At 66.6% G+C, this 12,834-nt stretch carries 13 protein-coding genes; 3 read left to right on the forward strand and 10 right to left on the reverse strand.

All coding sequences use genetic code 11. From position 1 onward, the window contains the following. Nucleotides 1–21 precede the first annotated feature (21 nt). The gene (locus tag IP86_RS27295) at nt 22–1,245 is read right to left on the reverse strand and encodes an acyl-CoA dehydrogenase family protein (RefSeq protein ID WP_054165596.1); all 1,224 of its coding nucleotides are present in this window, start codon (nt 1,243–1,245) and stop codon (nt 22–24) included. A gap of 347 nt (nt 1,246–1,592) precedes the next feature. On the opposite strand from IP86_RS27295, the gene IP86_RS27300 reads away from it, so the two are divergent. From IP86_RS27300 to IP86_RS27310, 3 genes are all read left to right on the forward strand, one after another. Then, a complete protein-coding gene (locus IP86_RS27300) occupies nt 1,593–1,862 on the forward strand; it encodes a phosphopantetheine-binding protein (RefSeq protein ID WP_054165597.1) in 270 nt (89 codons plus the stop codon). A gap of 58 nt (nt 1,863–1,920) precedes the next feature. Further along, a complete protein-coding gene (locus IP86_RS27305; RefSeq protein ID WP_054165598.1) occupies nt 1,921–2,376 on the forward strand; it encodes a cupin domain-containing protein in 456 nt (151 codons plus the stop codon). A gap of 756 nt (nt 2,377–3,132) precedes the next feature. Continuing rightward, nucleotides 3,133–3,717: a DUF2478 domain-containing protein gene (locus IP86_RS27310; RefSeq protein WP_054165599.1), complete on the forward strand. Its 585-nt coding sequence runs from the start codon at nt 3,133–3,135 to the stop codon at nt 3,715–3,717. 447 nt (nt 3,718–4,164) lie between these two features. On the opposite strand, the gene IP86_RS27315 is transcribed toward IP86_RS27310, so the two are convergent. From IP86_RS27315 to IP86_RS27355, 9 genes are all read right to left on the reverse strand, one after another. Next, nucleotides 4,165–4,461: a ferredoxin family protein gene (locus IP86_RS27315; RefSeq protein ID WP_054165600.1), complete on the reverse strand. Its 297-nt coding sequence runs from the start codon at nt 4,459–4,461 to the stop codon at nt 4,165–4,167. 38 nt (nt 4,462–4,499) lie between these two features. Then, entirely contained in the window at nt 4,500–5,807 is a 1,308-nt protein-coding gene (locus IP86_RS27320; protein ID WP_054165601.1) for an FAD-dependent monooxygenase, read from the reverse strand. 12 nt (nt 5,808–5,819) lie between these two features. Continuing rightward, nucleotides 5,820–6,926 (reverse strand): electron transfer flavoprotein subunit alpha/FixB family protein, encoded by a 1,107-nt coding sequence (locus tag IP86_RS27325; RefSeq protein ID WP_054165602.1) that lies wholly within the window; start codon nt 6,924–6,926, stop codon nt 5,820–5,822. 25 nt (nt 6,927–6,951) lie between these two features. Beyond that, nucleotides 6,952–7,797 (reverse strand): electron transfer flavoprotein subunit beta/FixA family protein, encoded by an 846-nt coding sequence (locus tag IP86_RS27330; RefSeq protein WP_054165603.1) that lies wholly within the window; start codon nt 7,795–7,797, stop codon nt 6,952–6,954. Between the two features lie 465 nt (nt 7,798–8,262). After that, a complete protein-coding gene (gene nifW / locus IP86_RS27335; protein WP_054165604.1) occupies nt 8,263–8,622 on the reverse strand; it encodes a nitrogenase stabilizing/protective protein NifW in 360 nt (119 codons plus the stop codon). 158 nt (nt 8,623–8,780) lie between these two features. Then, on the reverse strand, nt 8,781–9,944 hold the full coding sequence (gene nifV, locus IP86_RS27340) for a homocitrate synthase (protein WP_054165605.1): 1,164 nt from the start codon (nt 9,942–9,944) through the stop codon (nt 8,781–8,783). Further along, a complete protein-coding gene (gene nifS, locus IP86_RS27345) occupies nt 9,937–11,160 on the reverse strand; it encodes a cysteine desulfurase NifS (protein ID WP_054165606.1) in 1,224 nt (407 codons plus the stop codon). The genes nifV and nifS overlap by 8 nt, the downstream gene beginning before the upstream one ends. Beyond that, nucleotides 11,157–12,155 carry a Fe-S cluster assembly protein NifU gene (gene nifU / locus IP86_RS27350; protein WP_054165607.1) on the reverse strand — a complete coding sequence of 333 codons (999 nt, stop codon included), beginning with the start codon at nt 12,153–12,155 and terminating at the stop codon, nt 11,157–11,159. The genes nifS and nifU overlap by 4 nt, the downstream gene beginning before the upstream one ends. Nucleotides 12,156–12,194: 39 nt before the next feature. Then, the gene (locus IP86_RS27355) at nt 12,195–12,515 is read right to left on the reverse strand and encodes a HesB/IscA family protein (RefSeq protein ID WP_054165608.1); all 321 of its coding nucleotides are present in this window, start codon (nt 12,513–12,515) and stop codon (nt 12,195–12,197) included. Nucleotides 12,516–12,834: the final 319 nt, after the last annotated feature.

Consider the following 12,834-nt stretch of genomic DNA (forward strand, 5'->3'; position numbering starts at 1 on the left):
CTCCTCTGTTTGTCGTTATGATCAGCCGCGCAGCGTCGCCGGCACGGCGGCCATCAGGCTGGCGGTGGCGATATTGGCGAGGATGCGATCGTTGTTGATCATCAGCGGCGCCGACAGCACGTCGCGCAGATGCCGGCCGATGGTGAAGTCGCCGTCGTTGCGATAGCCCGACAGGCCGCAGGCCCGCATCGCGCTCATCACCGTCTCGACCGCGAGCTCCGAGGCTTCGACCTTGAGCAGGTTGATGCCCGACTGGAAGTCCAGCGCGCCGAGCGCGCGCTCGTCGAATTCGGCCGCCGTGTAGGCGTCGAGATTGGCGGTGATCAGCGCGCGCAGCTTGATCAGCGAGCGCTTCGCCGCGTTGTAGTGCGCCGCCCCCGGCGGCAGCTGCCCGCCGGCGCCGCGCGCCGCCTTGCGGATGAAGGCCTGCGCGCGCTCGACCGAGGCGGCAGCGATGCCGGCCCACGCCGAGGACCACGACAGATGCGCCACCGGCGTCATCGTCTGAGCGTGAATGCGATCATACGGCTCGGCGAACACCTGCGCGGCGACGCCGTTGGCCTTCAGCTCGAAGCCGCGGCTGCAGGTGCCGCGCATGCCGAGCGTCTCCCAGCCCAGCGTCGGCCGCAGCGTGTAGTCTTCCTTGGTGAACACCACCAGCACCTGGTCGGAGGCAGCTGCGTCGTTGGCGCGGCGCGCGATGGTCATCACGCCATCGGCCTCGGCGCCGTAGGAAATCACAGTGGCGTCACGGACCAGCGAGACGGCTTCGGCGGTGACCTCGATCGCCGCGGCGCTGGCGCGGATGTTGCCGCCGTTGTTGCCTTCGGTCGTGGACGACGCAAGCAGCAGTTGCTCGTCGGCGATCCGCCGCATCAGGCGTTCGTGCCACGCGCTGCCGCGGCCGTGGCGGACCAGGCACGCCACCTTGGTCTGGTGCATGGCCACGATCATCGCGGTCGAGGCGCAGGCGCGGCCGAGCGCGTAGCACATCTCGGTGACGTCGTGGATCGTGGCGCTCTCGCCGCCGAATTCGGCCGGAATCTGCGCGCCGAGCAGGCCGTGTTCACGCGCCGCGTGGATCGCCGCGCGTGGAAACCGCGAGTCCCGGTCGACGCTGTCGGCCTCGGCGGCCGCGATCGCCGCCACCTGTGCCACGCGTTGCGACAATGGGACAGTCGCGTGCCGGAACGGAACGGTCGAGGACGTGAGGTCGCGGGCCGTGCTGTCAGTCATCATCGCCATGGCGTCGAGTCTCCCTTGAGACGGCGTGCACATCCTGATCATGCGGTGCTACGCGTGCCGACGCGGAATGCCGCCGGCGATTGCGACCGGAACGCTAGGAGCGCGGCGGCGATGCGTCGAGATGATTCAAAGTGAATCAATTTGGATTCGAAAGCGACGGTTAATCGCCGCTTGCGGCGTTCGGCGAAATCCGGGGGAATCCCGTTAGCGTTAAAATCGAAACGGCGGCTGCGGACAAACTGCACAATTGTTTTCGAAAAGTTTCTGCGATTACATCGCCTGCAATCGACAGCGCGTCCGAGCGGGATCTACACCGGCCGCGCCAGTGCAATCAGACGGAGGATGCCATGCAGCCGGGCACGGACACGGTCCGCAACACGTTGCTCGAACTGGTCGGATCGATGCTGAAGCAAAGCGCGACGCCGGGCGCACTTCGTCCTGATACACGACTGGCCGATGCCGGCTTGACCTCGATGGAGATGGTCAACCTGATGCTCGGCGTCGAGGCCGCGTTCGATTTCACCCTGCCGCAATCCGAGATCACCCCCGAGAATTTCACCTCGGTCGAAACCATCGAATGCATGGTGCTGCGTCGCCTGCAGATGCAGGCGGCGTGATCTTTCGAGCACGTCCCTACTCTCAACAGTTTCCGTAGCACATCCCAGGAGTCGCCCGATGACCGCCAATCTGATCCTCACCGCGAAAACCGATGTCGAACTGAAGCCGGCGCCGATCGAGCCGTCGTGGATCCTCGAAGGCAACCCGGTGGCGACCAACTGCACGCTGTCGCGCAGCGCAGACGGCATGGCCTCGACGATCATCTGGCAGTGCACCGAGGGCAAGTTCGAGTGGCACTACGACATCGACGAGACCATCTGCATTCTCGAAGGCTCGGTGGTGATCGAGAGCGAAGGCATGCCGGCGAAGCGCTACGGGCCCGGCGACGTGATCTTCTTCAAGGACGGCGCCAGCGCGCGCTGGCATGTCGAAGGCCACATCCGCAAGATCGCGTTCTGCCGCCGCACCCAGCCGAAGCTGTTCGGCCTCGCCATCCGCGTCTACGCCAAGCTGCGCTCGCTGCTGATGCCCTCGAGCCAGCGCCCGGTGACGTCGCTACTCGGCGCCAACTAAGCATCTCCAGTCCCCGGACGCGGCACCATAGCATTCCGCCGTGCTCCGTGCGCAGCGCAGTGCGCCGCTCTTGCGGCGTAATGCGCTGCAGATCCGGGGTCCCGGTTCGTAGGCGACCGCGAATCAACAACTAACCGGGGTCCCGGATCAGCGGCGCAGCGCTGCGCGCTCCGCCTTGTCCGGGACACGGGGCGTCTGCGCGTGGTCGACTGACGCATTCTGATAGCATCCCGGCTCAATACTCCCCCGACGTGCCCCGGACGCTGCGCAGCACGCCGCACTTCGCGGCGTGGTGCGCCGCAGATCCGGGGCCCCGGTTTCTCGAGGCCGCCGCAAAGAAAGTCACCGGGGTCCCGGATCTGCGGCGCAGCGGTTCGCGCTCCGCCTTGTCCGGGACACGGGGCGGCTACGCGTGGGCGACTGACGCATTCTGATAGCATCCCGGCTCACACTCCCCCCACGTGCCCCGGACGCTGCGCAGTGCGCCGCTCTTGCGGCGTGGTGCGCTGCAGATCCGGGGCCCCGGTTTCTCGGGCGCCATCAAGAGAGAAAGTCACCGGGCTCGCGGATCGGCGGCGCAGCGCTGCGCGCTCCGCCTTGTCCGGGACACGGGGCCGGTCTGCTATCTCCGATCGGCTCCAAAGACATTTTCTGTCGTTTCGCAGCCGCTCCCGATATTGATTTGTCGCAAAGCCGGCCGGAGCCGATTCTGGCATTTCATCATGCGAAAGTCTTATTGGAGCTTGCGGGACAGCGATGGGGTACAATCTCGGCCGGACCGGCAGACCTTCGATTCTCGCCTTGGTCTATTCGGATGGCGCCGCCGCGTGCCGCATGATTTCCGAGCTCGGCTACCGGCTGCGCGACACCGGTGTCGCCGTCGCCGGGATCGTAGCCTATCACGCCACCCGTGACGGCACCCCGCGCTGCGACATGGAGATCGAGGAACTGACCTCGCGGATCATCCTGCAACTCGCCGACGATCAGTCGCCGCAGCCGGCCGGCTGCCGGGTCGATCCGGCCGCCATGCAGGACGCCGCCGCGCTGATCAGCGCCGCGTTTCAGAAATGCCCCGAACTGCTGATCGTCAACAAATTCGGCCAGCTGGAGGCCGACGGCGGCGGCCTCGCCGACGTGATCACCGAGGCGGTGGATCTCGGCATTCCGGTGATGGTCGGCGTGCCGGAACGCCACATCGCGCGCTGGCGCGAACTCACCGGCGGCCTCGCCGACGAGGCGATGATCGACTCGCCCCGCGTCCAGCAATGGCTCGCCCGCCGCGGCCTCATCCCGCAGCGCGTCCGCGCCGGCGCCGAGACGGTGCTGAACTCGGCGGCGTGAGCGCCGCGCGTCTGAGCGCGTCGTGGGCTGCGAACCTTGAGCAGCTTTGCCTCTGAGTAATTCGGAGCTGGCGAGTTGAAGCTCTCGCCGAGAGCACGACCTCATGGTGAGGAGGCGCGAAGCGCCGTCTCGAACCATGGCCACGCGGGCGTGTCCCATCCTTCGAGACGCCCGGCTTCGCCGGGCTCCTCAGGATGAGGTCAGTGCCCGAGGAAAGGCAGCATCGCGACGATCGAGCGATGAGGCGCTGCAAGTATCCGCACTCACTCCGCCGGAGCACTTAATTTGTACGGTTACTCCGTCCAGCCCCTTACTCCGTCTTCGTCCTCTCCCCGGTCATGGCCGTGCTCGTCGCGGCCATCCACGCCTTGCCGCGCATCAACGCCCGAGACGTGGATGCCCGGGACAAGCCCGGGCATGACGAACGCTTTGATTGTGAAACAGTAACTACCCGAACTTGAACAGCACGCCGTAGCCGCCGCGGGGGTAGCTCCATTCGATGTCGCCGCCGCCTTCGGCGATCACCCGGCAGGTGCCGCATTCGACGCAGCCGTCGGGCGTCACTTCGACCTGGCCGTTGCTGTTGAGCTCGTAGCAATGCGCCGGGCAGACTTTCAGCAGCGCGAGCAATTGCGGCGACGGCTTGGTGTGCGGCTTCACCTTGATGTGGGCGTTGCCGACGTCGACCAGATAGCGGTTCTGGAACAGCTTGTCTTCGACCCGAATGGGGGCTTCCGTGGACATGATTGGCCTCTCCGATTCTGATTTCAGCTACACCGCGCTCAGCGCCACGCCCGCGCGAAGCGGAACGCGTCGCCGAACAACCCGCCCCACGACCGCGCCGAGACGAACGACTTGATCGTGGTCTTTTCCTTCTCGATCTTCGGCGTGCCGTCGACCCGCACGAAGTTCTGCAGCGCCTTGTTGATCAGCTGCGGATAGGTCAGGAAGAAGTTCTGCGACTGGATGTGCAGCAGCCCCGGCATGTCCTTGTACTTCTTCAGATCCTTGATGACGAAAGAGTCGTCCAGCATGGTCTTGTACAGCGCGAGGTTCTGCTTGGTCATCGGATCCTTGCGCGACTTGACCTGGAAGATCGCCTCGCCGGCGATCCGGCCCGACGTCATCGCCAGGTTCGAGCCCTCGCGGTGCAGCGCGTTGTTGAGCTGCGCGGCGTCGCCGACCACGACCCAGCCGTCGCCATAGAGCTGCGGGATGGCGTTGTAACCGCCTTCCGGGATCAGGTGCCCGGCATATTCCTTGACTTCCGAGCCCTCGATCAGCGGCGCAATCGACGGGTGCTTCTTGAAGCGGTCGAGCAGATCGTAGGGAGTCTCGCCGCTCTTCTGGAAGTCGGCGACCAGACAGCCGATGCCGATCGAGATCGACTCCTTGTTGGTGTAGAGGAAGCCCATCCCGGTCATGCCGGCCGAGATCGTGCCGGCGGCCTCGATCACCACGCCCTCGTCGCCCTTCAGGTTGAAGCGCGCCTCGATGGTCTCGCGCGGCAGGAAGTGCATCTCCTTCACCGCCAGCGCGACATTGTCCGGCGTCGGCCGCTCGCGCAGCTCGGCCTTGGTGCCGAGCAGGCCGTTGACGCCCTCGGCCAGCACCACGACGTCGGCGTGGACCTCGCCGCCGTCACGGTCGGTGAGCACGCCGATCACCTTGCCGTAGGCGTCCTTGACCAATTCTTTCACCGTGGTCTCGCACAGCACCACGGCGCCGGCTTCCTGCGCCCGGCTCGACAGCCATTTGTCGAACTGCGCGCGGATGATGGTGTAGCGGTTCGGCTTCTCTTCGTTGAAGTCGTCGGAGCGATGATGCAGGCCGGTGTGCGACTTGCCGTCCATCATCCAGAACCGCTGCTCGACGAGGTGGCGCTCCAGCGGCGCGTCCTCGCGGAAGTCAGGGACCAGCTTCTCCAGCATGTCGGCGTAGAGAATCGCGCCCTGCACGTTCTTCGAGCCGGGATATTCGCCGCGCTCGATCTGCAGCACCTTCAGGCCGCGCTTGGCCATGGTCAGCGCCGCGGCGTTGCCGGCCATGCCGGCGCCGACCACGATGGCGTCGAAACGTTCTTCGATCATGGCAGCCTCCTGTTAGCTCGCGATCCGGTCGCGGGTGTGCGCAGACAGCCGCTTGCGGAACGCTTCGGTCAGCGCCGGCAGCAGCCGGATCGCATCGGTGACGAGAGCGAGATGGGCGAAGTCGAAGATCGGCGCGTTCTTGTCGGTGTTGATCGCGACGATCAGATCCGAGCCGTCGACGCCGACGCGGTGCTGGATCGCGCCGGAGATGCCGGCCGCGATGTACAGCTTCGGCCGGATGGTCTTGCCGGTCTGGCCGATCTGGCGATCGGCCGAGACCCACCCCTTCTGCACCAGCGGCCGCGAGCAGCCATATTCGGCGCCGAGCACGCCGGCGAGCTGACGGACCAGCTGGAAGTTTTCCGGCGAGTTGAGGCCGAGGCCGCCGGCCACCACGATGTCGGCATAAGCGAGGTTCGAGGTCGCCTTGTCGCGATCCGGCACGAAAGCCAGGATCTTGGTGACGATGTCGGCCTCGACCAGCCCGAGCGGAAATTCGATGACGCGGCCGACCGGCTTCTCGACCCGGTCGGGCATCGACATCACCCGCGGCCGCACCGTCGCCATCTGCGGCCGGAAGTTCAGCGTGTAGATCGTGCACAGCAGCGAGCCGCCAAAGGTCGGACGGGTCGCGGCGAGCGAATTGTCGCTGTCGACCTCGAGCTCGGTGCAGTCCGCGGTGAGGCCGGTGAGCAGCGTGGTCGCCACCGCGCCGGCGAGGTCGCGGCCGAGCGTGGTGGCGCCGAGCAGCAGGATCTCCGGCTTGTAGGTGTTGACCAGATCGGTCAGCGCCTTGGTGTAGGACTCGTTGCGATAATCGGTCAGCACGTCGTCGGCGCAGACATAAGCGAGGTCGGCACCGTAGCAGAACGACTCCGCCACCGCGGCCTGGGTCGCCTCGCCCTTCGGGCCGATCACCACGGCGGCGAGCTGGACGCCGAGCTTGTCGGCGAGCCGGCGGCCGGAGCCCATCAGCTCCCACGACACCGGATGCACGTGGCCGCGCTCCTGCTCGATGAAGACCCAGACGTGCTTGTAGGCCTTGAAGTGCTCGGGCAGCTCCTTCTTGGCGGAGGCGCGTCCGGCGGGCTGCGGTGCAGGCTTGGCTGGCTGACTCATCGGAACGGCTTTCTATTGAGAGGTGTCAGAACCCGCGGGCCAGCTCGAACATGTCGGCTTCGAGCTTGGGGCGGAGCTTGAAGATTTCGTCGATCAGCGCCTCGGCCGGCGGCTGGCCGGCGGCCTCGACGACCTTGGCCTTCTCGGCGCGCGGCGTCGGCGCAAACACGCGCTTCACCACGGTCGGCGAGCCGCGCAGGCCGCATTTCGAAATGTCCTCGACGCCGGCATCCTGCGCGCTCCACTTCACCACCTCGGCACGGGCGGCGTTCAGCGCGTTCTGCATCGAGCCGCGGCGCACCTGGTTGGTGCCTTCCAGCATGGTGATCAGGCACGGCAGATTGCTGCGCAGCACCTGCACGCCGCCTTCGGAGCGCCGCTCGACCTCGATGGTGCGGCCGGCGAGATCCACCGACGACACCTTGGAGACGTAAGTGAGCTGCAGGAAGTCGAGCCGCTTGCAGATGCCCGGGCCGACCTGCGCGGTGTCGCCGTCGATGGTCTGCTTGCCGGTGAACACGATATCGGGCGCCCCGAAAGTCGCGCCGATCTTGCGGATCGCGGCGGCGAGCGCGTAGCTGGTCGCCAGCGTATCGGCGCCGGCGAAGAAGCGGTCGGTGAGCAGCACCGCGCGGTTGGCGCCGAAGGTCAGCGCCTTGCGCAAGGAGTCCTCGGCCGAGGGCGGCCCCATGGTCAGCACCGTGACCTCGCCGCCCAGCTGATCGCGCAGCCGCAGCGCCTCTTCGAGCGCGAACAGATCATAGGGATTGATGATCGTCGGGACGCCCTGGCGCATGATCGTGTTGGTGACCGGATGCACGCGGATCTGCGCCGAGTCCGGGACCTGCTTGATACAAACGACGATATGCATGATGTGCTCCGCACTAAGCTGACACCAAGCTATCAGCAAGGGCCGTACCAACTTCGCGCGCCGCGGGATTCATGCGGAAAAGCAAGGTGTTGGACGATCCGCGTCGCCTCGCCGGGCGATTTCGCCATGACGGCGATCCGACAAGTGTGACACTTGTCAGGAAGGCGACAGCGGGTTGAATGAGAACTTGAACGTCGAATGACGCGGGCAAAACAGCCCGACCACCTGCACTGAGTCCTCATCCTGAGGAGCCCGGCGCAGCCGGGCGTCTCGAAGGATGGGGCCACACAGCACGCGCGGCCATGGTTCGAGACGGCGCTGCGCGCCTCCTCACCATGAGGATGTGCTTGGGGCAAGACGGGGATGGCCGGGCCTTCGCCGCGCCGAAGCGGCTTCGGCCGCGCAGCCGGGACGAGCCCGGCCATGACGGAGAGGTACGTATGTTCGGTGAGGTGTACGCGCCGGTTACTTCAGTGCATCCAGCGAGACGAACGCCGCCTTGCGCGGGGTTTTCGGCGCCACGGCGTCCTTGAGCACTTTGAAGACGCGCTGATCGAGCGGCGACGAGGCGACAAAGTCCGCATAGGCGCGCTCCAGCACCGCCTTGCAGCGCGCCGCGGCTTCGTCGCCCGGCAGGCCGGCGAGATCCTCGCCGGCGAGATACTGACCCATCCGACGCAGAATGTGCAGACGCGCGACATTGAGCAGCTTCGGATCGTAGGCGACGCCGAGCAGCTGGAAGAACTCCTCGGCCGAACCGGCGCGCTGCAGCTGGCCGATGATATCGGTCGATGCGGTGGTCGTGGTCGCCAGGGACGCGCTCATGTCATTCTCCTTCGCCTATGGTTAGCAACCAGCCCCTCCCCGCCGTCATTGCGAGGAGCGCAGCGACGAAGCAATCCAGCGCCGCGCACTGGGCTTCTGGATTGCTTCGCTGCGCTCGCAATGACGGGGAGAGTTTGCGCTGCATGATCTAACGCCCCTCACGCACAACTCGGCATCCGCCGGTCGCGGACTTCGCGCCAGATCGCCGTCAATGTCTCGTTGCCGACCGGGCCCTTGTGGGCGACGGCGTGGCGGCGGACGCGGGTCAGGATGCCTTGCGCCTCGTCGGCGGTCGCCGGCAGGTTGAGCCGGGCGAGCGACGAGGTGATGGCCGACAGGCCGGAATGCTTGCCGATCACGATATGGTTGGCGCGGCCGAGCAGCAGCGGGTCGAGCGACTGATAGGTGCGCTGGTCCTTGAGCAGGCCGTCGACATGGATGCCGGATTCGTGCGTGAAGACGTGCTCGCCGACGATCGCCTTGTTGAGCGGGATGGTCCGCGCCGCGGCTTCGGCGACGACGTCGGCGACATGGCGCAGTTCCGACAACACCACGCCGGTGTCGCGGCCGTAGAGTTGCTTCAGCGCCACCGCGATCTCTTCGAGCGGCGCATTGCCGGCACGTTCCCCGAGCCCGATCACCGTGACGGACGCATGGGTCGCGCCGGCCTGCACGGCCGCCAACGTGTTGGCAGTGGCGAGGCCGAGATCGTCGTGGCCGTGAAATTCGAGTTCGAGATCGGTGCCCGCACGCAGCGTGGCGAGCAATTTGAAGCTGCTGAACGGATCGAGCACGCTGAGTGTATCGGCGATGCGGAAGCGCCGCGCGCCGGACGCTTTCGCCGTGGCGATCACTTCGGCCAGAAACTCCGGATCGGCGCGCGACGAATCCTCGCCGCCGACCGCGACGTCGAGCCCCTTGTCGCGCGCGTAGCCCACCACGCGCTTCACCGTCTCGATCGCGTTACGGCGCTGGCCACCGAGCTTGGCGGCGATCTGCACATCCGACACCGGAACCGAGGCGTTGACCATCGCGACGCCGGCGGCGAGCGCGGCGTCGACGTCTTCGATGCGCATCCGGCACCATGCGATCGTGGTCAGCGGCAATCCGGCCTCGACGATGCCGCGGATCGCCGCGATCTCGTCCGGCCCCATCGCCGGCGTCCCCGCTTCGATCTCCGGCACGCCGGCCGCAGCGAGGACTCGGGCAATGGCGAGCTTCTCGGCTGCCGAGAACGCAACACCGGGCGCCTGCTCGCCGTCGCGCAGCGTGGTGTCGTTGAGCACGACGGGAAGCGAAGCAGCAGCGGCAAGATCAGACATGAGCACGCCCCAGCGCCTGCGACGCGCCCTGATTGGCACAGAACGGCGAGATCGCCCGCAGCTTGGCGATCACGCCGGGAATAACGTCGAGCGCCCGGTCGATATCCGCATTGGTGTTGTCGCGTGACAGCGAGAACCGCACGCCGCCACGCACCGCCTCCTCGGCGACATTCATCGCCAGCAGCACATGCGAGGCCTCGAACGAGCCGGTCGAACAGGCCGAGCCCATCGACGCGGCGATGCCGGCGCGATCGAGCAGCGTCACGATCGCCTCGCTGTCGATGAAGGAGAACGCGATGCTCGACGTATTCGGCAGCCGCTCGGCGCGGGCGCCGACCGCGACGCAGTGATCGACCTGCGCGAGGATCTCGCGCTCAAGCCGGTCGCGCAGTCCGCGCACGCGAATATCTTCGTCGGCCATCGCGGCGCCAGCGAGGTCGGCCGCGATGCCGAGGCCGACGATGCCGGGCACGTTCTCGGTGCCGGCGCGGCGGCCGCGCTCGTGCTGACCGCCCTTGATCTGCGGCTTGAACGGCGCGCCGCTGCGCACATACAGCGCGCCGATGCCCTTCGGCCCGTGCAACTTATGGCCGGACAGCGACAGCATGTCGATCGCGGTGGATTGCAGATCGATCGGACACTTGCCGACGGCCTGCACCGCGTCGGTGTGAAACAGCGCGCCGAATTCCTTGGCGAGTTCGGCCAGATCGGCGACCGGGTTGAGCACGCCGGTCTCGTTGTTGGCCCACATCATCGACACCAGCGCGACGCGGTCCGACAGAGCGGCGCGATAGGCCGCGATATCGAGCCGGCCCTGGCGATCGACCGGGATGACGTGAACGCGGATGCCCTTGGTCTTCTCCAGCCACGCGCACAGCGCCATCACGGCCGGATGTTCGACCGCCGTGGTGATGATCTCGCGCCGCCGCGGCATCGCCTCCAAGGCCGACAGGATCGCGGTGTTGATGCTCTCGGTGCCGCCCGAGGTGAAGATCAGTTCCTGCGGCAACGCGGCGCCGAGCAGCGCCTGCAGTTGCTCGCGGCCGCGCTTCACCGCCCGTGCCGCATGGCCGCCGAGCGCGTGCTTGGACGACGGATTGCCGAAGTAACCGGAGAAGAACGGCAGCATCGCATCGACCACACGCGGATCGGTGCGCGTCGTCGCATTGGCGTCGAGATAGACGATGTCGGCGGGCTGTCCGGCAGTTGCACTCATGACACCGGCACCACACGCAGCGGCCGGCCGATCTTCTCGGCGAGCTTGGCCTGGACGCCCGACAGCGTCACCGACGACAGCTGGCAGCCGACGCAATTGCCCGACAGCCGGACATACACCGTGTTGCCTTCGATGCCGGCGAGTTCGCAATCGCCGCCGTCGCGCTTCAGATGCGGGCGGAGTTCGTCGAGCGCCTCGGCGATCAGCGTCGCCTGCGTCGGCGCGTCGAGTTCCAGCGTCGTCGTCGCAGCCGGCGCCGCGCGCGCGGGCTCCGGCCGCGGCGTCGGCCGCAGATGCGCCGGCGCGGTCTTGGCGGAGAAGATGTTGGTGCCGGGCTGCGGCTCGCCGCGCGGCTTGAGATCGACCGCCCGCTGCGGCGTCGAGCCGAGCTGATACGCGTCATGCTTGGCGATCAGTCCGTCCTCGACCATCTCGGCATTGACGCGCGCCAGCAGGCCTTCGATCTGCTTGAAGCACGAGCTGCAGCTTCCGGCCGCCTTGGTGTACTGTGTCACCTGCTCGATGCTGGTGAGCCGGTTAAAGCGAATGGTGCGCTCGATCATCATCTGGCTGACGTCGAGGCATTTGCACGACGGCGTCGCCTCCCCCTCGCGTAGCACCGGCCCGCCGCGATACGACGCGATCGCGCGCTGCAGCGCCTCGTAGCTCATCACCGCGCAATACATCCGCTCCGCCGGCAGGCCGCCGACAGCGTCCGCGATATCGGCCGCGCTGATTGCCGCCGCCTCGTCGAGCGTCTTGCCGTTCAGCAACTCGGTCGTCGCCGAGGCCGCAGCGATCGCCGCGCTGCAGCCGAACGCCTGGAAGGTCGCGCGGTCGATGCGACTCGTTCGCGGATCGATCCGCAACATCAGCTTGACCGCATCACCCCACCGCAGGGTACCGAACGAGCCGACCGCGTTGGCCAGCAGCAGCACTTCGGCATTGCGCGGACGGACGAAGTGGTCGTCGAGCCTGTCGAGATTGCTAAGCATGACCAACAACTCCTGCCTGAAGTTTGCCTCAGCTTTGCCTCAACCAAACGACTTGCCGCAGCCGCATTTGTTCTCGGCATTGGGGTTGTCGAAGGTAAAGCCGGAGCCTTCCAGGCTCTCGACGAAGTCGATCGTCATACCGCTCAGCAGCGGCTGCGAATCCGGGTCGACAAATACCCGGACACCGGCGGCTTCGACCACCGCATCATCATCTCGCGGCGCGGGATCGAGACCGATCAAGTACTTGTAGCCGGCGCACCCGCCCGCCTCGACCATGACCCGCAGTCCCCCCTCGGTCTTGCCCGCCCGCGACATCGCGGCCTTTACGGCATTCCCGGCTTGTTCGGTCAGAATGATCATGATCGGCTCCTTGCGTTGGGTCCGACATGAGGGATTGCAACCGCTGTGCCACGCCGAAGGGTTCTGCTAAGCAATTGGCATGACTTGCGATTATTTAGCGTCCGACAAATGTCGGAGGTCCGACAAGGTCGCGAAGCGGACGCTTTCCGACAATGGCTCGCAGCTAATCAGTCGTCTGGGAGCCACAAGCACCGCTCTTTACCCTCCCCTGGAGGGGGAGGGTCGGCACGTAGGCCGCGCAGCGGACTACGTGACGGGGTGGGGTGAGACCCGGGCACTGCGGATGAACTCTTCGCCACCCCCCCCCCCCCCCCCCCCC

The organism is Rhodopseudomonas sp. AAP120 (genome assembly GCF_001295845.1).
GTDB lineage: Bacteria > Pseudomonadota > Alphaproteobacteria > Rhizobiales > Xanthobacteraceae > Rhodopseudomonas.